At 57.3% G+C, this 20832-nt stretch carries 22 protein-coding genes; 17 read left to right on the forward strand and 5 right to left on the reverse strand.

Annotation, left to right across the window (positions count from 1 at the left end; translation table 11 throughout):
* The 6 genes from ACZYTD_RS01970 to ACZYTD_RS01995 all read left to right on the forward strand — a co-directional run bounded on the left by ACZYTD_RS01970 (position 1) and on the right by ACZYTD_RS01995 (position 4398).
* Positions 1 to 663, forward strand: coding sequence for a riboflavin synthase (locus ACZYTD_RS01970; RefSeq protein WP_463888509.1), 663 nt, complete (start codon positions 1 to 3; stop codon positions 661 to 663).
* Between the two features lie 41 nt (positions 664 to 704).
* Complete coding sequence (gene ribBA / locus ACZYTD_RS01975) at positions 705 to 1811, forward strand: bifunctional 3,4-dihydroxy-2-butanone-4-phosphate synthase/GTP cyclohydrolase II (protein ID WP_463888510.1); 1107 nt, start codon at positions 705 to 707, stop codon at positions 1809 to 1811.
* 135 nt (positions 1812 to 1946) lie between these two features.
* Positions 1947 to 2417 carry a 6,7-dimethyl-8-ribityllumazine synthase gene (gene ribH / locus ACZYTD_RS01980; protein ID WP_463888512.1) on the forward strand — a complete coding sequence of 157 codons (471 nt, stop codon included), beginning with the start codon at positions 1947 to 1949 and terminating at the stop codon, positions 2415 to 2417.
* Positions 2418 to 2430: 13 nt separating this feature from the next.
* Complete coding sequence (gene nusB / locus ACZYTD_RS01985; protein ID WP_463888515.1) at positions 2431 to 2847, forward strand: transcription antitermination factor NusB; 417 nt, start codon at positions 2431 to 2433, stop codon at positions 2845 to 2847.
* 77 nt (positions 2848 to 2924) lie between these two features.
* Entirely contained in the window at positions 2925 to 3881 is a 957-nt protein-coding gene (gene thiL, locus ACZYTD_RS01990) for a thiamine-phosphate kinase (protein WP_463888517.1), read from the forward strand.
* A gap of 28 nt (positions 3882 to 3909) precedes the next feature.
* The gene (locus tag ACZYTD_RS01995; protein ID WP_463888520.1) at positions 3910 to 4398 is read left to right on the forward strand and encodes a phosphatidylglycerophosphatase A family protein; all 489 of its coding nucleotides are present in this window, start codon (positions 3910 to 3912) and stop codon (positions 4396 to 4398) included.
* Positions 4399 to 4433: 35 nt separating this feature from the next.
* Here ACZYTD_RS01995 and ACZYTD_RS02000 read toward each other — a convergent pair whose 3' ends face one another.
* Positions 4434 to 4667 (reverse strand): hypothetical protein, encoded by a 234-nt coding sequence (locus ACZYTD_RS02000; RefSeq protein WP_463888523.1) that lies wholly within the window; start codon positions 4665 to 4667, stop codon positions 4434 to 4436.
* A 159-nt stretch (positions 4668 to 4826) separates the two neighbouring features.
* On the opposite strand from ACZYTD_RS02000, the gene ACZYTD_RS02005 reads away from it, so the two are divergent.
* The 5 genes from ACZYTD_RS02005 to ACZYTD_RS02025 all read left to right on the forward strand — a co-directional run bounded on the left by ACZYTD_RS02005 (position 4827) and on the right by ACZYTD_RS02025 (position 10984).
* Positions 4827 to 6548, forward strand: coding sequence for an ABC transporter ATP-binding protein (locus ACZYTD_RS02005; protein ID WP_463888526.1), 1722 nt, complete (start codon positions 4827 to 4829; stop codon positions 6546 to 6548).
* A 51-nt stretch (positions 6549 to 6599) separates the two neighbouring features.
* Complete coding sequence (locus ACZYTD_RS02010) at positions 6600 to 8159, forward strand: ABC transporter substrate-binding protein (RefSeq protein ID WP_463888528.1); 1560 nt, start codon at positions 6600 to 6602, stop codon at positions 8157 to 8159.
* Positions 8160 to 8309: 150 nt separating this feature from the next.
* On the forward strand, positions 8310 to 9287 hold the full coding sequence (locus tag ACZYTD_RS02015) for an ABC transporter permease (protein WP_463888531.1): 978 nt from the start codon (positions 8310 to 8312) through the stop codon (positions 9285 to 9287).
* A 2-nt stretch (positions 9288 to 9289) separates the two neighbouring features.
* Positions 9290 to 10225 (forward strand): ABC transporter permease, encoded by a 936-nt coding sequence (locus tag ACZYTD_RS02020; protein ID WP_463888534.1) that lies wholly within the window; start codon positions 9290 to 9292, stop codon positions 10223 to 10225.
* Between the two features lie 510 nt (positions 10226 to 10735).
* Positions 10736 to 10984, forward strand: a complete 249-nt coding sequence (locus ACZYTD_RS02025; protein WP_463888536.1) for a hypothetical protein — start codon at positions 10736 to 10738, stop codon at positions 10982 to 10984.
* A gap of 86 nt (positions 10985 to 11070) precedes the next feature.
* Here ACZYTD_RS02025 and ACZYTD_RS02030 read toward each other — a convergent pair whose 3' ends face one another.
* Positions 11071 to 11286: a SlyX family protein gene (locus ACZYTD_RS02030; RefSeq protein ID WP_463888538.1), complete on the reverse strand. Its 216-nt coding sequence runs from the start codon at positions 11284 to 11286 to the stop codon at positions 11071 to 11073.
* Between the two features lie 381 nt (positions 11287 to 11667).
* Here ACZYTD_RS02030 and fkpA point away from each other — a divergent pair, with 381 nt between their 5' ends.
* Entirely contained in the window at positions 11668 to 12453 is a 786-nt protein-coding gene (gene fkpA / locus ACZYTD_RS02035) for an FKBP-type peptidyl-prolyl cis-trans isomerase (protein WP_463889058.1), read from the forward strand.
* 70 nt (positions 12454 to 12523) lie between these two features.
* On the opposite strand, the gene ACZYTD_RS02040 is transcribed toward fkpA, so the two are convergent.
* Complete coding sequence (locus tag ACZYTD_RS02040) at positions 12524 to 13042, reverse strand: lipocalin family protein (protein WP_463888541.1); 519 nt, start codon at positions 13040 to 13042, stop codon at positions 12524 to 12526.
* Between the two features lie 467 nt (positions 13043 to 13509).
* Here ACZYTD_RS02040 and pntA point away from each other — a divergent pair, with 467 nt between their 5' ends.
* Together pntA and pntB are read left to right on the forward strand one after the other, a co-directional pair.
* Positions 13510 to 15036 carry a Re/Si-specific NAD(P)(+) transhydrogenase subunit alpha gene (pntA, locus tag ACZYTD_RS02045; RefSeq protein WP_463888543.1) on the forward strand — a complete coding sequence of 509 codons (1527 nt, stop codon included), beginning with the start codon at positions 13510 to 13512 and terminating at the stop codon, positions 15034 to 15036.
* 11 nt (positions 15037 to 15047) lie between these two features.
* Positions 15048 to 16541, forward strand: a complete 1494-nt coding sequence (pntB, locus tag ACZYTD_RS02050; protein WP_463888545.1) for a Re/Si-specific NAD(P)(+) transhydrogenase subunit beta — start codon at positions 15048 to 15050, stop codon at positions 16539 to 16541.
* Between the two features lie 296 nt (positions 16542 to 16837).
* On the opposite strand, the gene ACZYTD_RS02055 is transcribed toward pntB, so the two are convergent.
* On the reverse strand, positions 16838 to 17380 hold the full coding sequence (locus ACZYTD_RS02055) for a YtfJ family protein (RefSeq protein ID WP_463888547.1): 543 nt from the start codon (positions 17378 to 17380) through the stop codon (positions 16838 to 16840).
* A gap of 137 nt (positions 17381 to 17517) precedes the next feature.
* On the opposite strand from ACZYTD_RS02055, the gene ACZYTD_RS02060 reads away from it, so the two are divergent.
* Together ACZYTD_RS02060 and ACZYTD_RS02065 are read left to right on the forward strand one after the other, a co-directional pair.
* Positions 17518 to 17868, forward strand: a complete 351-nt coding sequence (locus ACZYTD_RS02060) for a gamma-glutamylcyclotransferase family protein (RefSeq protein WP_463888550.1) — start codon at positions 17518 to 17520, stop codon at positions 17866 to 17868.
* 85 nt (positions 17869 to 17953) lie between these two features.
* A complete protein-coding gene (locus ACZYTD_RS02065) occupies positions 17954 to 18544 on the forward strand; it encodes a glutathione S-transferase family protein (RefSeq protein ID WP_463888553.1) in 591 nt (196 codons plus the stop codon).
* 209 nt (positions 18545 to 18753) lie between these two features.
* Here the strand turns inward: ACZYTD_RS02065 and ppa are convergent, their stop codons facing one another.
* Positions 18754 to 19287: an inorganic diphosphatase gene (gene ppa / locus ACZYTD_RS02070; protein WP_463888556.1), complete on the reverse strand. Its 534-nt coding sequence runs from the start codon at positions 19285 to 19287 to the stop codon at positions 18754 to 18756.
* 169 nt (positions 19288 to 19456) lie between these two features.
* Here ppa and mpl point away from each other — a divergent pair, with 169 nt between their 5' ends.
* Positions 19457 to 20824: a UDP-N-acetylmuramate:L-alanyl-gamma-D-glutamyl-meso-diaminopimelate ligase gene (mpl, locus tag ACZYTD_RS02075; protein WP_463888558.1), complete on the forward strand. Its 1368-nt coding sequence runs from the start codon at positions 19457 to 19459 to the stop codon at positions 20822 to 20824.
* The last annotated feature ends 8 nt before the right edge of the window (positions 20825 to 20832 follow it).

Consider the following 20832-nt stretch of genomic DNA (forward strand, 5'->3'; position numbering starts at 1 on the left):
ATGTTTACCGGAATTATTGAAGCCGTGGGCACGCTAGTGGCCATGGAGTCCAAGGGGCAGGATGTCTCGGTGCGGGTACGCACCGGCAAGCTGGATCTGGACGATGTCAAATTGGGTGACTCGATCGCCACCAATGGTGTCTGCCTGACCGTGGTGCAACTGACGGGGGATGGCTATGTGGCGGATGTCTCTGGCGAGACCATTGCCCGCACCGGCTTTGCCGACTACCAGGCCGGACGCAAACTGAATCTGGAAAAGGCGCTGATGCCCACCAGTCGGCTGGGGGGCCATCTGGTCTCCGGCCATGTGGATGGCGTGGGCAAGATAGTGGCCATCAAGCCGTTGGGCCGGGCCATGGAGTATTGGGTCGAGGCGCCCCGCGAGCTGGCCCGTTACATTGCCGAGAAGGGCTCCATCACGGTAGATGGTATCAGCCTGACGGTGAACAGTGTGGAAGGGGCGCGTTTTCGCCTGACCATAGTGCCCCATACCAGTGGCGAGACCACAGTTGGGGAGTGGAAGGTGGGGAGCCGGGTCAATCTGGAAGTGGATGTGATCGCCCGTTATCTGGAGCGCCTGGTGTTGGGTGACAAGGCTGCCGATGTGGCCCCAGCCACGGGTGTGACCATGGCGATGCTGGCCGCACAGGGTTTTTTGCGCTGAGTACGGAAATAGCAGAGTACTGAAATAGAAGGATTAGAACTATGGCATTGAGCAGTACCGCAGAGATTATTGAAGAGTTTCGTCAGGGCAAGATGGTGATCCTGATGGATGACGAAGATAGAGAGAACGAAGGGGATCTCATCATGGCCGCCTCCATGGTGCGCCCGGAAGATATCAACTTCATGGCGCGTTTCGGCCGGGGTCTTATCTGCCTGACCCTGACCAAGGCCCGCTGCCAGCGCCTGAACCTGCCGCTGATGGTGGGCAACAACGGCGCCCAGTTCTCCACCAACTTCACCGTCAGTATCGAGGCGGCGGAGGGGGTTAGCACCGGCATCTCGGCCGCCGATCGCGCTCGCACCGTGCAAGCGGCGGTCGCGCCAGAGGCCCTGGCCCAAGATGTGGTGCAGCCGGGTCATATCTTTCCGCTGATGGCCCAGGAGGGCGGGGTCTTGACCCGCGCCGGTCACACCGAGGCCGGTTGCGACCTGGCCCGTCTGGCGGGTCTGGAGCCGGCGGCCGTGATCGTCGAGATCCTGAACGAAGATGGCAGCATGGCCCGCCGTCCGGATCTGGAGACGTTTGCCGCCGAGCATGGCATCAAGCTGGGCACCATTGCCGATCTCATCGAGTACCGCAACCAGCACGAGACCACGGTCGTTAAGGTGGCGCAGTGCAAGCTGCCTACCGAATATGGCGAGTTTGAACTGGTCACCTTCCGCGACACCATAGACAACCAGCTGCACTTTGCCCTGTGCAAGGGCGAACTGGGCGGCGATGCGGCACCCTTGGTGCGGGTCCATCTGCATGACTACTTCAGCGATGTGTTGCTCACCGATCGTCATGCCCCGCGCAGCTGGCCCATCCACGAGGCCATGGCGCGCATTGGTGCCGAAGGGGGCGTCTTGGTTATCCTGGGCAACGAAGGGCAGGCCGAACTGTTGGCCCGCATCCAGCAGTTTGCAGCCGAGGATAGCGGTGAGCGTCAGGTGCAGAACAAGCGCCAGGAGGCCTCGCGTCGGGTGGGGGTCGGTTCCCAGATCCTCAAGTCCCTGGGGGTGCGCAAGATGCGTCTGCTCAGTGGTCAGAAGCGCTACCACTCGCTCTCCGGTTTCGGTCTGGAAGTGGTGGAGTACCTGGCGGATTAAGCTGTGGGGCGGCCATTTGTCCGCCGTCAAGGCGCAGTGCTGCGGAACCGGGCTTTTGTCACAGCCCGGTTGTGCTAGAATACGCCCACTTTTCGCCCCTTAAAATTTCACCCCATAGCGTAGAAAGGATTTCCCATGAAGGTTATCGAAGGAAACATTGCCGCCCCCGAGGCGCGCGTTGCCATAGTCGTGGCTCGTTTCAACAGCTTCATCAACGAGAATCTGGTCGATGGGGCCCTGGACGTGTTGAAGCGTCAAGGTCTGGTGCCGGACGATCAAATCACCCTGGTGCGGGTGCCCGGTGCCGTAGAAATTCCCTTGGTGGTGAAAAAGCTGGCCAAGAGTGGTGGCTTTGATGCCATAGTCGCGCTCGGTTGCGTGATCCGTGGCGATACCTACCACTTCGAGCTGGTGGCCAATGAGAACAGCAAGGGCATGGCTCAGGTCATGCTGGAATATGAAATCCCGGTCGCCTTTGGTGTGTTGACTACTGATAATGTTGAACAAGCGATTCAGCGTGCGGGTACCAAGGCGGGTAATAAGGGTGCCGAAGCGGCACTCAGTGCGCTGGAAATGATCAACGTCCTGAAGAATCTGGGCGTTTGAAAGGAGTAAGAGATTGAAACCGTCTGAACGCCGCAAGGCCCGCCATTTTGCCGTCCAGGCCATCTACCAGTGGCAGATGACCCAGGACAACGTGGCTGATATCGAAGAGCAGTTCAAGCTGGATCAGGACATGAAGGGCGTCGATCTGGGCTACTTCCGTGAGCTGTTGTTCGGCGTGGCTGGCAACGTCAACAAGCTGGACTCTGCCTTCTCCCCCTTCCTCTCGCGCAAGCTGGAGGATCTGGATCTGGTGGATAAGGCTATTCTGCGTCTGGCTACCTTCGAGCTGCTGTTCCGCCAGGATGTTCCCTACCGTGTGGTCATCAACGAAGGGATCGAGCTGGCTAAGGCCTTCGCCGCCGAAGACAGCCATAAGTTTGTCAACGGTGTACTCGACAAGCTGATCAAGGAGCGGGGGCTGGGCAAGTAACGCCGGTTTCGTTCTGATTGCATAGAGCCAGCGTAAGCTGGCTTTTTCTTTGGCTTTGAAATGGATCGAGGTAGTAGATGGGGGAGTTTGACCTGATCCGGCGCTATTTTCAGCGACCGGTACGCCGCAAGGATGTGGTGCTAGGCTCGGGGGATGATTGTGCCCTGCTGAGTGTGCCGGCAGAGAGCCTGCTGGCGGTGAGTACCGATACCCTGGTCTGCGGGGTGCACTTCTTTGCCGACATGGACCCGGTCAAACTGGGTCACAAGGCGCTGGCGGTCAATCTCTCCGATCTGGCGGCCATGGGGGCCGAGCCGCGCTGGGCCTCGTTGGCGCTGACCCTGCCTGCGGTGGATGAGGTTTGGCTGGAGGGTTTTGCCCGTGGTTTCCTCGCCCTGGCCGACTTCTATAATGTGGAGCTGGTGGGGGGGGACATGACTCGCGGGCCGCTCTCCATCACGGTCACTATCCAGGGGCTTGTGCCCGAGCAGGGCGTGTTGCGCCGAAGTGGGGCCCAGCTGGGGGATGCGCTCTTTGTGACCGGGACCTTGGGCGATGGTGCCCTGGCGCTGCAGCAGTTACTGGGCAAGGCTCAGGTAGCCAGCCCATGGTGGCCAGCCCTGCGTGACCGCCTGGAGCAACCGGAGCCGCGCATCCTGGCGGGTATGGCGTTGCGTGGCCTGGCCAGTAGCTGCCTGGATCTCTCCGATGGCCTGGCCTCGGATCTGGGCCACCTACTGCGTGCCTCAGGCGTCAGTGCCCAGGTGGAGCTGACCCAACTGCCGTTATCACCGGCGCTGGCGGCCTTGCCCAGTGAGCTGGCCTGGCAGTTGGCTCTGGCCGGTGGCGATGATTATGAACTCTGCTTCACCCTGCCAGAAGCGCATCGCGCTGCCTTGGCCACGGCTCTGCTTGGCACTGGGGTGAGTGTGACCGAGGTTGGTCGAGTGGTGGCGGGCGAGCCGGTTATCCAGTGGCTGCAGCAGGGGCTAGCACATAGTCTCATTCTGCAGGGTTGGGACCACTTCCAGTAGCTAACATGATGAAATTCAAGGAGCAAATATGATTAAACCCGAACTTAAACGCCTCTCCTGGCGTAACCCCTTGCACTGGATGGCCGTGGGGTTTGGCTCGGGCCTCTCGCCTTGGGCCCCTGGCACTCTGGGTACCCTGGCGGCCGTGCCCTTCTACCTGCTGGTGATGCACTGGCCGCTCTGGGCCTACGGCTCCCTGCTGGTCGTTGGTTCGATCGCCGGGGTCTGGATCTGCCAGTCGGCGACTCAGGCCATAGGGGTAGAAGATCATGGTGGCATAGTCTGGGACGAGTTCATGGGCTTTGGCATCACCATGCTGGCGGCACCTAGCGGTTGGGGTTGGATCCTCACCGGTTTTCTGCTGTTTCGCCTGTTTGATATTCTCAAGCCCTGGCCTATTCGCTGGTTTGACCGCCAGGTCAGCGGCGGTCTGGGTATCATGCTGGATGATATCGTCGCCGGGATCTTCGCCTGGTTTTGCCTGCAACTTCTGGCACATTTCGTGCTTCCGCTCTAATCAAGCTGTTAGGTAGGGACTAGCCGTTATCTCGGTTAGTTCCCACTTTTGCCAAGCAAAATAGCAGTAGTATTCAATTCTGACGCATAAGTGGCGATTTGTGCCTGTTCGAGTCTTTTTGCTAAAACAGGGAAAATGGCTGTTAGCAACTGGTCACACCAATAGATATGATGGCGTAGTTGATAACAAGCCTGCTTATGATGTTGAATTTGATCATTTATGCAAAATAAAAAACTGAAAACAGCCTGGCTTATAGCGATTAACTGCATATGTATCCGCGGAATTACGATTTACACAGCAGAATAAACGAAGTAACTTAGTCTGGTTTGATTGCCAAAAAACAGCATAAACCGCCTTTGGAATGCCAATCCCAAGGTATAAATAGGAAGTAAAACAGCAAAGGGCCAACGCCCTGCCGAGGTTGAGTCATGTCCTTGCTTGAAGTCAGGAACCTGCGGATCGAATACCCCTCCCGTCGTGGCGTCATGGCGGCGGTCAAGGATCTCTCCTTTACCATAGAGAAGGGGGAGATACTGGGGGTCGTGGGGGAGTCCGGTGCCGGTAAGTCCACCATTGGCAATGCCATCATAGATCTGTTGAGCCCGCCAGGCCGTATTGCCCGGGGCGATGTCTTTCTCAACGGAAAACAGATCTCCGGCCTGAGCCCACAAGAGATGCGCAAGGTGCGTGGCGCCCATATCGGCTTTATCTTTCAGGATCCGATGACTTCGCTGAACCCGCTCTTCACCGTCGAGCGTCAGCTGGTGGAAACCATCGAGGCCAACACAGAGTTGCGGGGGGCGGCGGCTTACCAACGCGCCATCGAACTGCTGACTTCGGTGGGGATCCCCCAGCCGGAGATCCGCATCAAACAGTACCCGCATCAGTTCTCCGGTGGCATGCGTCAGCGGGTCGTTATTGCCATCGCCCTCTCTGGCGACCCCGAATTCATCATTGCCGACGAGCCGACCACGGCGCTGGATGTCTCCATCCAGGATCAGATACTGGAGCTTATCAAGGCGCTCTGTAAGGAGCGCCAGGTTGGCTGCATGCTGGTGACCCACGACATGGGGGTGGTCTCCAATGTCACCGACCGAGTGGCCGTCATGTACCGCGGCGAGTTGATGGAGATAGGCCCCACCGCCCAGGTGCTGGGCCAGCCGGAACATCCCTATACCCAGAGCCTGATCGCTGCCGTGCCGCGCTCCGATATCAAGTTGGTGCGCTTTCCTCTGGTCAGCTACATCGAGGATGCCGGTGAGAGTAAGCCGCTGGATCTGAAGAATCACTGGCTGGGGCAGGCCATGAGCCAGCGCGACTACCAGGGTGCCCTGCTGCGGGTGGAAGATGTGAGCCTGCGTTTCATCACCAAAGACTCGTTTTTCGACTCCCGTCGCCAGTATGTGCAGGCCAACAGCCATGTGAGCTTCGAGATCCAGGAGGGGGAGACCTTCGGTCTGGTAGGCGAGTCGGGTTCCGGCAAATCGACCATAGCCCGGGTGATCGCCGGCCTCTATCCCCCCAATGAGGGCAAGATTGTCTTCGAAGGGATAGATCTGACCGCGCTCAAGAGCGAGAAGGAGCGTCGCCCCCTGCGTCGTCAGATGCAGATGGTGTTTCAGAATCCCTACTCCTCCATGAATCCGCGCATGAAGGTGGCGGAGATCATTGCCGAGCCCATTCGCTTTCACCGCTTGGCGGAAAATGAGCGGCAGATCGAGCAGATAGTCGCCGATCTGCTGGATCATGTGGGGCTGGGTCGTCTGGCAGGCCTCAAGTATCCCCATGAATTCTCGGGCGGCCAACGCCAGCGGATCTCCATCGCTCGCGCCCTGGCCACCCGGCCACGGCTACTCATCTGCGATGAACCCACCTCGGCGCTGGATGTCTCGGTGCAGGCCCAGATCCTGAATCTGTTGAAGGATCTGCAGGATGAGCTGCAACTGACTATGCTCTTTATCAGCCATGACTTGCCGGTGATCCGCCAGATGTGCGATCGCATCGGGGTGATGCAGAAGGGGGCCCTGCTGGAAGTGGCGCCCACCGAGCAACTCTTTACCGCCCCCCAACATGACTACAGTCGTAAATTGATCTCCTTGATGCCGGAATTCAAGGGGATGAGCCGAGATGGTCTGCAGATCGCCGGTTAAAACGGTTAACCACCCTAATCAAGAAACCACCACAGCAACACGGAGTAAGCAATGAAGAACGGATTTACCAAGATCGCAGCCGCGCTGTTTGCTGCCGGCTTAAGCTTCAACCTGGCCGCCGCCAATATCACGGTCGCCCTGGATGCTGACCCTGAATCACTGGATATCTACGAGCAACTCTCGGGCGGCATTTTGCAATACGCGCACATGTCGTTCGATCCCTTGGTCCGACTGACCAAGGATATGAAGTTTGAAGGGCGTCTCGCCGAAACGTGGGAACAGCTGGATCCCAAGACGGTCCGTTTCCACCTGCGCAAGGGGGTCAAGTTCCACTCTGGTAACCCCTTCACCGCCGATGACGTGGTCTGGACCTATAACCGCATCCTGAAGTCTGAAGACTACAAGGGGCTGTTTGAGGTGTATGAAGGGGTGAAGAAGGTCGACGACTATACCGTCGATCTGGTGGCCAAGGTGCCCTATCCGCTGGCCCTGCAAAACGCTACCTATATCTTCCCCATGGACTCCAAGTTCTATACCGGCAAGACAGAGGATGGCAAGGATAAGGCCGAAATCGTCAAGGCCGCTGGCACCTATGCGGCCACCCACGTCTCCGGCACCGGCCCCTTCAAACTGGTGACCCGTGAGCAGGGTGTCAAACTGGAGCTGGAACGCAATGCCGATTACTGGGACAAGAAGTCTCCTGGTAACGTCGAGAAGTTCAAGCTGGTGCCCATCAAGGAAGATGCGACCCGCGTCGCGGCTCTGCTCTCCGGCGATGTGGACATGATCTCTCCGGTGGCTCCCAACGATCAGGATCGCGTCAAGAAGGCGGCTGACATCCAACTGGTGACCGAGCCTAGCACCCGGATTGTGTTGTTTGAGATGAACCAGAAGGTGCAACCGGCCTTTGCCGACAAGCGCGTGCGTCAAGCGGTGAACTATGCGGTGAACCAGCAGGGGATTGTCGACAAGATCATGAAGGGTTTTGCCACACCAGCGGGGCAACTGAGCCCGATTGGTTACCTGGGCCATGTGGCCGATCTGAAGCCTAGCTATGATCTGGAGAAGGCCAAGCAGCTGATGAAGGAAGCCGGTTTCGAGAAGGGCTTCAAGGTCACCATGATCGCCACCAACAACCGTTACATCAACGATGCCAAGATCTCCCAGGCCGTGGCCGCCATGCTCTCCAAGATCAATATCAAGGTGGAGCTGAAGACCATGCCGAAGGCCCAGTACTGGCCTGAGTTCGATAAGTGCGCCAGTGGCATGCAGCTCATCGGCTGGCAGTCAGATACCCAGGATTCTGGCAACTACTTCGAGTACCTGTTGCAAACCCGCAATGACAAGACAGGTAAGGGTCAGTACAACTGCGGTAGCTACTCCAATCCGGAAGTGGACAAGTTGATCGATGCCTCCAATGCCGAAGTGGATGTGGCCAAACGTACTGCTCAGTTGCAACAGATCGAGAAGTTGCTCTCCGAGGATGCAGCCGTGCTGCCGATCCAGTGGCAGAACCTGGCGTGGGCTGCGAAAAACAATTTAGGCATCAAGGAGATAGTTAACAGCTATGACTATCCCTACTACGGTGATCTGAAGGTTAACGATAAATAGTCGGGGCTGTTTCCCGATGTAATGCCCAGTGCGTCCTGCTCTTTGCTCCCCCCCCAGCTCAGGGGGGGGGAGGGGGGGCAGGACGCGCCGTTATGATAGCGAGTTGAACGGGCCAGCCGTGTTGGCTCGAGGTTGCAAGGACACACCTGCATGTTTACGTTTTTGGTACAGCGGCTGTTTCAGGCCGTGATAGTCATGTTTGTCATCAGTCTGGTGGCCTTTGCCATTCAGGACAATCTGGGTGACCCGTTACGGGAAATGGTGGGGCAGAGTGTTTCCGAGGCACAGCGCGAGGCGTTGCGTGTTCAACTCGGCCTCAACGATCCCTTTCTGGTCAAGTATGTCCGTTTCCTCAAGGGGGCGGTGCATGGTGATTGGGGCACCTCCTTCATCTTCAAGAAGCCCGCGCTGCAGGTGATCCTGGCCAAGCTGCCAGCTACCCTGGAGTTGGTGTTTGGGGCCAGCCTCATCATAGTGCTGTTTTCCATACCGCTGGGGGTCTATTCGGCCATCCATCCGCGCAGCTTTCTGACCAAATGCATCATGGGGGCCAGCATCATTGGCATCTCTGTGCCCGTCTTCCTCACCGCCATACTGCTGATGTTTATCTTCTCGGTGCAGTTCGGCTGGTTGCCCTCCTATGGTCGTGGCGAGACCCTTAATCTATTGGGCTGGGATTCTGGCTTCTTCACCTGGGATGGCATCAAGCACCTGATCCTGCCCTCGGTGGCGCTCTCCTCCATCATGTTGCCACTCTTTATTCGCCTGGTGCGCGCCGAGATGCTGGAGGTGCTCAGCTCCGAATATGTGAAATTTGCCTGGGCCAAGGGGCTCGACAAGAAGAAGGTGTGGTACCAGCATGCGCTGAAAAACACCATGCTGCCGGTGATCACGGTCGGCGGCGTACAGATAGGTACCATGGTGGCCTACACCATACTCACCGAGACCGTCTTCCAGTGGCCTGGCACCGGCTTCCTGTTTCTGGAGGCCATCAACCGGGTAGATACCCCGCTCATCACCGCCTATGTCATCTTTGTGGGCCTGGTGTTTGTGGTCACCAATACCCTGGTGGATCTGCTCTACGGGGTGATCAACCCCACTGTTAACCTGACTGGCAAGGGGGCCTGACCATGAGCCAAAGCCAAACTCTCAGCCGTTGGGCCCGTTTTCGCCAATCGGATCTGGTCTATTACTTTCTCAAAGACAAGGTGGCCATCTGCTGCATGGCCATCTTCCTCACCTATGTGGTGTTGGCTCTCGCCGCGCCCTGGATTGCGCCCCATGATCCCTACGATCAATCCTCCTATGACATCATGGATGCCGAGTTGCCACCGGCCTGGCTGGCGGGGGGGGATGAACGCTTCCTGTTGGGCACAGATAATCAGGGGCGGGATATTCTGAGTACCATGCTCTATGGCTCGCGGGTCTCGTTGAGTATCGGTTTGTTCGCCGTCGGTTTGCAGTTGGCGTTGGGCATAGTCATCGGCCTGTTTGCCGGTTATGCCGGCGGCCGACTCGACAATCTGTTGATGCGCTTTGCCGATGTGCAGCTCTCCTTCTCCACCATGATGGTGGCCATCATAGTCTCGGCCATCTTCCAGACGGCGTTGGGCGGCGAATTCTATTCCCAGTACGCCATTCTGATGTTGGTGGTGATCATTGGTGTATCCGAGTGGCCCCAGTATGCGCGGACCATTCGCGCCTCTGTGCTGGCGGAGAAAAAGAAAGAGTATGTGGAGGCGGCCAAGGTTATGGGCTTCAAGGCGCCGCGCATCATGTTCCGCCATATTCTGCCTAACTGCCTGTCGCCGATTCTGGTCATCTCCACGGTCCAGGTAGCCAATGCCATCATGTCTGAGGCGGCGCTCTCCTTTTTGGGACTGGGCATGCCGGTAGATAAGCCCTCTTTGGGTTCGCTCATCAGCATTGGCTTCAACTACATGTTCTCCGGCTCCTGGTGGATCACCGCCTTCCCGGGCTTGTGTCTGGTGCTGCTGGTGCTGGTCATTAACCTGCTAGGCGATTGGTTGCGGGATGTTTTCAACCCCAAGATCTACAAGGGGTAAGCCCCGGCGTGGGGTGATAGTGAGCAGCAACGGCGGAGTATGACTCCGCCGTTTTTATTGTTCGGGAAAAGTTCATCATTTATGCCGATTGGCTAAATACGCAGCAAAATGCTACCCCGCCGGACCTGATGAGCCCGTTGCTGGATGTTTACTCTGCTATTTTTCTTTGGAGTGAGATTTATGATGGCGCCCAGACCATAGTAGGTCACTAAGGTGCTGCTTCTTGGCTCGTGGGTAGATTGTCTGCGCAAACGTTTATGGTGCATACTGCTCCGGCAGTCAGGATCGACGCGGTTTATCAGCTAAGGAAGGAGAACTATGATGAGTACCCACTCTCGACCACATCATGTGGCGTTCTTCTTTGCCGCCAAAGCCGATAATACAACCGCCCCTCGGTCCGCTGCCTGATCTTATCGTTCACAGGCCGCGGTACAAGCGGACTGTGGCACTCTCTGATACCCCACACTCTCTTGTCCCCGGCCTCCTTAATCTGAGTTTTTGGAGGTGTGTATGCGTCGTTCCGTTCTGATGAATTTGGCCCTGTGGTGTGTCAAAGCCGATGTTGCCCTGGAGCAGGCCCGCCTGCGTGGTGCCGTGCAGCAAGCCCGGGTCGAGATGGGCCATCTCTCTGGTCACCTGTTGCGTGATGTGGGTCTGGATGAGGCGAGCCTGGCTCGGGATCTGGAATCCCGTCACCGTGAGTCTCTGCGTCTGGTCTGTTGCACCCGTCAGCGGCACAGATGGCCCAGACCCAGATAGGGCGCAGGCAGGGGCGCGCACGCTCCTGCCCACGTCATCACCCAAACAAACGAGCCCTCATGATGAGGGCTCGTTTGTTTGCCTAGTCAGTAGTGAGGGGGCGGGGTCTCTTCGGACTGACTGGCCATGGGGGAGGGCGACGCCTCGCGTAACTTGGTAATGACGGCATCCAGTTGCATGCGCATCTTTTCCTGCACTCTTTGTTGTTCGGCCAACTCCTGGCTCAGTAGCTCTATGGTCTCATCTTGGAAGGCGACCCGGCTCTCCAGGTATTCGAGACGCTGTATCACATCATTGGGCATGGCTACCTCAGGATCAAGTGGCGGGTCGGGCGAGAGGCTTCTCACCCAATAGTGGGCGGCATCATAACGGTTAAGCCGTCAGGGACAAGAGTGAAGAGGGAAAAAAACATCGAAGTTAACGCGATATCGGCTCTGCTTGGGTCAGGTTTTTTGCTAGCCGATATGCCAGGCCTAACTAACTGCTTTTTAGCGGGATTTTTTAAAGACTGACAGTGGTTAATGGGCCATCAGTCGTCCTGCTGAGTCAGGTAGTTTTTTTTCAATATTGCCAAGCGAACCCTATGACTCTTGCCCCTATAGCGGTTAGTATAAAACGCTTTGTTACATAAGCCTCTCTATCCTATTAACGCAGAGAGCTGGATTGGTGTTTTGGAGAACATGATGAAACAGATTCTGAAGATGTCCCTGCTGGCCGCCGCCATGGCCGTAGTGATCACCGGTTGCCAAAAAGATGAAAAAGCTGCGGGCACAGAGAAAGCTGCTGCCGGAGCCCAGAGTGAACAGCTGAAGACTTTCGAAGAGACTTCAGCCTATGCCATTGGCCAATCCATGGGCCGTTACATCGCTACTACCCTTGAACGTCAGAAGAATCTGGGTATTACCCTGACCAATGACATGATCCTGAAGGGTGTACAGGATGGCCTGGTCAAGAAGTCCCTGCTTGACGACAAGCAACTGGAAAAGGCGCTGAAGGACTACGATCAGAAGATCAATGAAGCCTCTACCAAGAAGGCGGCCGAGGATGCCAAGGCTAGCCAGGAGAAGGGCAAGAAGTTCCTGGAAGAGAACGCCAAGAAGAAGGGCGTCACCGTCACCAAGTCTGGCCTGCAGTATGAAGTGATCACCGAAGGCAAGGGCGTCAAGCCCAAGGCTACCGACAAGGTGAAGGTTCACTATGTTGGTACCCTGATCGACGGCACCAAGTTCGACAGCTCTGTGGATCGTAAAGAGCCAGCTGAGTTCCCGTTGAATCAAGTGATCCCGGGTTGGACCGAAGGCGTACAGCTGATGACCGTCGGCTCCAAGTACAAGTTCTTCCTGCCTTCTGAACTGGCCTACGGTGCCCAAGGCGCTGGCTCCATTCCGCCAAACTCCGTTCTGGTGTTTGAAGTGGAACTGCTGAGCGTAGGCGACAGCAAGGCTGCCGAAGCACCTGCTAAGAAATAAGGGTTAAGCCCATCTGCGGATGGGCGGATCAGCCCATAAAAAACCAGTTCAGTTCGCTGAGCTGGTTTTTTTATGGGCGTTGCTCTACTCGCAATAGCTGCTCGCTGGCAAAGCCCATGGCCTTGGCCTGTTGCACCAGTGCTTGATACGTTGCTTCGGGCAGGGTGGGGGTGCGGGCCAAAATCCACAAGTAGTCACGGTTGGGGCCGCTGACCAGGGCATGGTCATACTCTTTGTCCAGCACCAGCACATTGTAGCCCCCATAGAAGGGACCAAAGAAACTGACCTTCAGATGTCCCTTGTCCACTCCTTCCACAAACCAGGCCTTGCCTTCGGCCTCTTTCCACGCCTGCCGCTTGGCATCATAGCCACGGTTGAGCACCTTAATGGAACCCTCTTGATTGCGACTATAGGTGGCGGTCACTTGACTCAATCCTCGCTCGAAGCTGTGATCTAGCCGGGCTATCTCATACCAGCGCCCCAAATAGCGCTCGGCATCGAAGGGCGCCACAGGGTGCAGCCCTGCCGGAGTGCCCGTGCAGCCCAGCAGCAGGCTGAGCATAAGGATTAATGGTTTGGGAGTGTGCATGACTATCCTTAATAAAGGTTTCCAGTGAGTTAATTACTCATACTGCCCGCTTTTTGATCACCCGCATCATAGAAGCGTCAAAATTTAGAACCAAAATGCACAAGAATGGCGAATAAATTCTAAGGTCCTTACTTCGAAGCATTTTTTTTCAGTAACATACCAGCTACAGTGTGAGGCCCATTTTACCAGGTGGCCTCTGTGGGGCCGCCAGGGAAGGTGGAATGGCGTGACGATACCCCTCGTAGCCGGCAATTAGACCGGGATGATCGGCATTGAGGACACGGATTGGGTAACTGGTCTGGTGTTAAAAGAGGGTGATTTTTGGTAAAAATCTCGTTTCGCTCCTCCTTCAGTTGGCTGCGCACTCCCTTAGCGAGTGGCGCAATGGTGCCCGCGTAGTGGCCGCTTGGCTCGTCAGACGAGCCGAAGGCACAACGGCGAATTTTACTTAATATCAGGGAAAAGAGATGCAGATTGGAATACCGAGAGAGAGTCTCGCCGGTGAAACTCGGGTGGCAGCCACCCCGGTGACCGTCGAGCAGCTAAAAAAGCTCGGCTTTGACGTCATAGTCGAAGCCGGTGCCGGTGCTCTGGCCAGTTTTGATGATGCCGCCTTCACCGCGGCCGGCGCCCAGGTAGTGGACTCCGCCACCCTGTGGCAAGCCCCCCTCATCTATAAGGTGAATGCCCCCAGCGATGACGAGATTGCCCGTCTGCAGGAAGGCACCACACTCGTCAGCTTCATCTGGCCGGCCCAGAATCCTGAATTGGTGGCCAAGCTCTCCGCCAAGAAGATCAATGTCCTGGCCATGGACATGGTGCCGCGTATCTCCCGCGCCCAGGCCCTGGATGCCCTCTCCTCCATGGCCAATATCGGTGGTTATCGCGCCGTGGTCGAAGCCGCTCACGCCTTTGGCCGTTTCTTCACCGGCCAAATCACGGCGGCCGGTAAAGTGCCGCCTGCCAAGGTGCTGGTGATCGGCGCCGGTGTTGCCGGTCTAGCCGCCATTGGCGCCGCCGGCTCCCTGGGCGCCATAGTGCGCGCCTTCGATACCCGCCTGGAAGTGGCCGAGCAGATCGAATCCATGGGTGGCGAGTTCTTGAAGCTCAACTTCAGCAATGAAGAGGGCGGCTCCTCCGATGGTTACGCCAAGGTAATGTCGGAAGAGTTTATCGCCGCCGAGATGGCGCTGTTCGCAGAGCAGGCCAAGGAAGTGGATATCATCATCACCACGGCCCTGATCCCGGGTAAGCCGGCACCTAAGCTCATCACCAAAGCCATGGTCGATAGCATGAAGCCAGGCTCGGTGATTGTGGACCTGGCCTCGGCGGCCGGTGGTAACTGTGAGTACACCCAACCGGGCGCGCTCATCACCACCGCCAGTGGCGTCAAGATCATCGGCTACACCGACCTGCCGGGTCGCCTGCCGACCCAATCTTCCCAACTCTATGCTACCAACCTGGTGAACCTGACCAAGCTGCTCAGCAAAGAGAAAGATGGCAACATCGACATCAACTTCGAGGATGTGGTGCTGCGCAACATGAGCGTGGTGCGTGACGGTGAGGTGACCTTCCCGCCGCCTGCCATCAGCGTCTCGGCCGCGCCGAAGAAAGAGGTGGCCGCCCCGGTCGTTAAAGCGCCGAAGCAGCCCTCCAACCTCAAGTATTGGCTGGCTGCGGCGGGTCTGGCTGGTTTCGGCTGGGTCGGTCATGTGGCGCCGCCCGAGTTTCTCTCCCACTTCACCGTGTTTGTGCTGGCCTGTGTGGTCGGTTACTACGTGGTCTGGAACGTGACCCACTCCCTGCATACGCCGCTGATGTCGGTGACCAATGCCATCTCCGGCATTATCGTGGTCGGCGCGCTGCTGCAGATTGGCGCAGGGTCGGGGCTCATCATGGGGTTGGCGTTTGTGGCCGTATTGATAGCGACCATCAACATAGTGGGCGGTTTCACCGTCACCCATCGCATGCTCAAGATGTTCCGTAAGGATTAAGGGGAATTCACATGTCTCAAGGATTGGCCACGGCCGCCTATATCATCGCCGCCGTCCTGTTTATCCTGAGCCTGGCTGGGCTCTCGAAGCAGGAAACCGCCAAATATGGTAACTGGTTCGGCATAGTCGGTATGACGATTGCTCTGGTTGCCACCATAGCTAGCCCGAACGTGCACAATGTGACCTATATACTGATCGCCATGGTGATTGGTGGGGCCATCGGTGCCCGTCTGGCGCTGAAGGTCGAGATGACCCAGATGCCTGAGCTGGTGGCCGTGCTGCACAGCTTTGTGGGTCTGGCTGCCGTATTGGTTGGCTTCAACAGCTATATCGAGATGATCCCTGCTGCAACCAGCAGTGTGGTGCTCTCCTTCTCCAGCCCGGAAGAGTTCATGGCTGCCGCTCAGGCTGCCATGGCCCAACTGGCTGAGCAGAGTGGGCAGGGGGCTCATCATCTCTCCGGTGCCATGCTCAATATTCACCTGACCGAAATTTTCCTCGGCGTGTTTATCGGTGCTGTCACCTTCACCGGCTCTATCGTGGCGTTCGGTAAACTCAACGGCATGATTAGCTCCAAGCCGCTGAACTTGCCCCACAAGCACAAGCTCAACCTGTTGGCCGCTGTGGTCTCCTTCCTGCTGATGGTTTACTTCATCAAGGTAGGGGGTTCAACTGCTGCCATCGTGCTGATGACCCTGATCGCTCTGGCCTTCGGCTGGCATCTGGTCTCCTCCATTGGCGGCGCTGACATGCCAGTGGTGGTCTCCATGCTCAACTCCTACTCGGGTTGGGCGGCGGCGGCGGCGGGCTTCATGCTCTCCAACGATCTGCTGATCGTCACCGGTGCCCTGGTCGGCTCTTCCGGTGCCATCCTCTCCTACATCATGTGTAAGGCGATGAACCGCTCCTTCATCTCTGTGATTGCCGGTGGTTTCGGTACCGATGGCGTCAGCTCCTCCTCCTCATCTGATGAGGAGATGGGTGAATATCGCGAGATGAAACCTGAGGATGTGGCGGATCTGCTGAAGAACTCCCACTCTGTTATCATCACCCCGGGCTACGGTATGGCGGTGGCTCAGGCTCAATATCCGGTGGCGGAGATCACTCACAAGCTGCGTGAGCGTGGTATCAAGGTGCGCTTCGGTATCCATCCGGTCGCGGGTCGTCTGCCTGGCCACATGAACGTGCTGCTGGCCGAGGCTAAGGTGCCTTACGATATCGTGCTGGAGATGGACGAGATCAACGAGGACTTCGCCGATACCGATACCGTGCTGGTGATCGGTGCTAACGACACGGTCAATCCAGCGGCCATGGAAGATCCGGGCAGCCCCATTGCCGGTATGCCGGTGCTGGAAGTGTGGAAGGCGCAGAATGTCATCGTCTTCAAGCGCTCCATGAACACCGGCTATGCCGGGGTGCAGAACCCGCTCTTCTTCAAAGAGAACTCTTATATGTGCTTTGGCGATGCCAAAGGCACGGTCGAGAGCATTCTCAAGGCGCTGTAACTCCTTGTGTTGCATACCCCAGGGAGGCCGATTGGCCTCCCTGTTTTTTAGCTTCGGTCAGGTGATGCAAGGCCGCTCGGTGCTAAACTGTGAGCCGCTGTGGCTCGTCGGCTGGAGCCACCCCATCAGGTTATGGTATTGTTAACATAGTGTTGAGCTTGTGGTGGGTGCAGTGAGTGAAAAAGTCTACACGCCGTCTGTTACTCTGGGCTCTGTTACTGGCTTATCTGCTGGTGCTGGTCCTGTTGGGGCGTTATCTGTTTTAACCCCAACCTCCTTTCTTCCGCGTTGGGTGTTCACAGTTTTGCCTGAATGGAGCTCAGTAGCTGACTGACTTCATCCGGGGTCAATGCCCCCTCTTGGCAAAATAGCACCTTACCGCTTTTATCCAGCAGCATTATGGCTGAACTCTCCTCCTGTAACCCCCAAGCCTGGCGCACTCGCCCGTCACTATCTAGCACGAAAGAGGACCAGGGGAACTGCTCCTTGCTCTGCTTGACGCTGCTGAGCACAAAGGCACCGGTACCAAACAGGGTATCGTCCAGATCGACTATGGTGGTGGTCTGGTAGCTATGGTGATCGAACTTAGCGGCTTTGATGGCTTCTATCAGCGGCGCATTCAGCGCCTTGGCACTGCTACGCCCAGCGATATGCTGGATCAGCCTGACTTTACCCGTGAGCTGACTGCTGCTCCAATTATGATAAGTGAATGTTTGGTCATGCAGTATCAGCTCCCCCTTATCGGCGATGGATACGCTAGGTGGCTGCTCGAATTGTTTGAGGTTGTGCGCAAGACAGAGCGTTGGCAGCAGGCTGAGCAGGATAAGTGCGGAGCGCATGAGCTAGACTTCCTAGTAAGCGATTTGGAAAGTGTGGGGTTGGATTCTAGGAGCCGGGCTGCTCCGACACAAAGGGATCGGCACAAATAAATGCACGGTCGGCCTGCGACAATACGGGCGTGACAAGGGGGCGAGATATGGCACTGGTTTGGGTATATGGCACGCTACGACGGGGTGAGAGCAATCATGGTTTGCTACGGGAGTGTGCCTATCTGGGGCAGTGGTGGAGCCCGCCAACTTTCTATCTGATCGATCTGGGGGAGTTCCCCGGCATCATCAAGGGGCAGCAGTCGGTGCTGGGGGAGATCTACGTGGTGGATGAGAGCACGCTGCTGTGTCTGGATGCGCTGGAGGAGGTGCCCCATGAATATAGCCGTGACATGTTGCTGACCCCCTGGGGGGAGGCTTTCTACTATCACTATCGTATGGAGTGCGGAGGATTGGCGGCCATCCCCTCTGGTGACTGGCGCTGCCGTTTTGTCTGCTGAGGGGGAAGCAGGCTGCGAGATAAAAAACTTCACCTGCTCTTGAGTATCCCGTATGTTAACCAAAGGTAAACAACGGGGATGCATTATGTATACAGTTTACGGCATGTCGGCCTCCGGCAACTGCTATAAGGTCAAGTTGCTGCTGAGTCAGCTCGGTCTCCCTTTCTCCTGGCAGGAGAGAGACACCCGAGCCGGGGCCACTCATACCCCCGAGTTCTTGGCATTGAATCCGTCGGGCAAGGTGCCCGTATTGCAGCTGGAAGATGGTCGCACTCTGCCGGAGTCCAATGCCATTCTCTGCTATCTGGCCGAGGGCTCCCGCTACTGGCCGGAGGATCGCTTCGCTCGGGCCCAGGTACTGCAGTGGCTCTTCTTCGAGCAATACAGCCATGAGCCCTTTATCGCCGTGGCGCGGGCCATTCGCCGCTTCTTTCCGGCCCGGGAGGCAGAGATCCCTGCCCTGTTGCGTAAAGGCGAGCAGGCCTTGCTGGTGATGGAGCAGCATCTGCAACGCTGTGACTACCTGGCGGCAGATCGCTATACGGTGGCGGATATCGCCCTCTATGCCTATACCCATGTGGCCCATGAGGGGGGCTTTGAGCTGACACCTTATCCGGCGATCCGGGCTTGGCTTACGCGGGTTGCGGCTGAACCGGGCCATGTGCCGTTAGGCTAAGCGGGTCGCGGCTCAAATCGCAGACAAAAAAACGCCACGCAATCGCGTGGCGTTTTTGCAGATGGGGATCTGGCTTACTTGGCTTCGTTGTAACGAACCACTGCAGAAATCGATCTCGCTTATTTGGCTTCGTTGTAACGAACTACAGCAGAAATCGATCTCGCTTATTTGGCTTCGTTGTAACGAACCACAGCAGAAATCGATCTCGCTTATTTGGCTTCGTTGTAACGAACAACAGAGGCTTCGATCTCGGCGATGGCGTCTGCCTTGTCGCCCCAGCCTTCTACCTTGACCCACTTGCCAGCTTCGAGCTCCTTGTAGCGCTCGAAGAAGTGGTTGATCTGGCCCTTCAGCAGTTCCGGCAGATCATTAACATCCTTGATGTGGTCATACATCTTGGTCAGCTTGGAGTGGGGAACGGCAACCAGCTTGGCATCTTGGCCCGCTTCATCGCTCATCTTCAGTACGCCAACCGGACGGCAGCGGATTACGGCACCCGGGATCAGCGGGTAGGGGGTCGGCACCAGCACATCGACAGGATCCCCATCCAGGGAGAGGGTGTTGTTGATGTAGCCATAGTTGCACGGATAAAACATGGGAGTCGCCATGAAACGGTCAACGAAGATGGCTCCGGACGCCTTGTCGATCTCATATTTGATCGGGTCGGCATTTTGTGGAATTTCGATGACAACATAGATATCTTCCGGCAACTCTTTACCGGCTGGAACCAGGTTCAGGCTCATGGCATTTCCTTTGACTAGGGTTAAAAAGCGTAAGGCCGTATTATAGCCAGCGCGCCTTAAATGGCTACCTTGGCGCAACAATCTCGGCTCTGAGAGTTAGCATGCGTGCCAAAGTCGTGGCTCGGTTGCTAGAATGCGGGCTCTTATTCTCAATGCGAGGAAGCGGTTGATGCACATTCATGTTCTGGGGATCTGTGGCACCTTCATGGGCGGCATAGCGGCCATTGCCAAACAGTTGGGCCACAGGGTGACGGGCTCCGATGCCAACGTCTACCCCCCCATGAGCACCCAGCTGGAGCAGCAGGGCATTGCCTTGATCCAGGGTTATGACCCCAGCCAGTTGGAGCCAGCGCCAGATCTGGTGATCGTCGGCAATGCCATGAGTCGGGGCAACCCCTGCGTGGAGTACATGCTGGAGCGCAACCTGCCCTACACCTCGGGTCCTGAGTGGCTACGGGATCACGTATTGCAATCCCGTTGGGTCGTGGCGGTGGCGGGTACCCATGGCAAGACCAGCACCGCCAGCATGGTAGCCTGGATCCTGGAAGATGCCGGTCTGCAACCGGGCTTCCTCATAGGTGGGGTGCCGGGTAACTTTCCGGTCTCCGCCAGACTCGGCGACTCCCCTTTCTTCGTCATCGAGGCGGATGAGTACGACTGTGCCTTCTTCGATAAGCGCTCCAAGTTTGTCCACTATCGGCCGCGCACCCTCATCATGAACAACCTGGAGTATGACCACGCGGATATATTCCCGGATCTGGCTGCCATCCAGCGCCAGTTCCACCACCTGGTGCGTACCGTGCCGGGAACCGGGCGACTCCTGGTGCCAGCCCATGATGACGCCCTGGATCAGGTACTGCGCATGGGCTGCTGGAGTGAGGTGGAGCGTGTGGATGGCGAGGGAGCCCACTGGCAGGCCAAGCTGCTGTCGGCGGAGGGTTCCCATTTCGATGTCCTGCTAGATGGCCAGTCGGTCGGTGAGCTCACCTGGCAAGGTATGGGGCTGCACAATGTGCACAATGCCTTGATGGCCGTAGCCGCCGCCCGTCATGCCGGGGTGCGCCCGGAAGATGCGGTGGCGGCCATGAGCCGTTTTGTCATGCCCAAGCGGCGCATGGAGCTCAAGGGCGAAGTGGCGGGCATTCGGGTCTATGACGATTTCGCGCACCATCCCACGGCCATTGCCACCACGCTCGGTGGCTTGCGCGCCCGGGTCGGGCAGGCGCGGATCCTGGCGGTGCTGGAGCCCCGCTCCAACACCATGAAGTTAGGCGTCCATCAAGCAGAGCTGGCCGCTTCTCTGGCTCAGGCCGATGCCGCCTTCCTGTTTGCTCCGGCCGATCTGGGCTGGGACATAGCGCAGGTGGCGAGTGAGGCTCCGGTGCCGACGCTAGTGTGCCATGATTTGACGCTCTTGATCCGGCAGCTGGTTGCCGTCGCGCGGCCAGGTGATCAGATCCTGGTGATGAGTAATGGGGGGTTTGGTGGCATCCATGACAAATTGCTGACTGCCTTGGCCCAACCATCTGCCAACTAAAGAGGGAA

It is taken from the genome of Pseudaeromonas sp. HNCC25DJ180, from assembly GCF_055413345.1.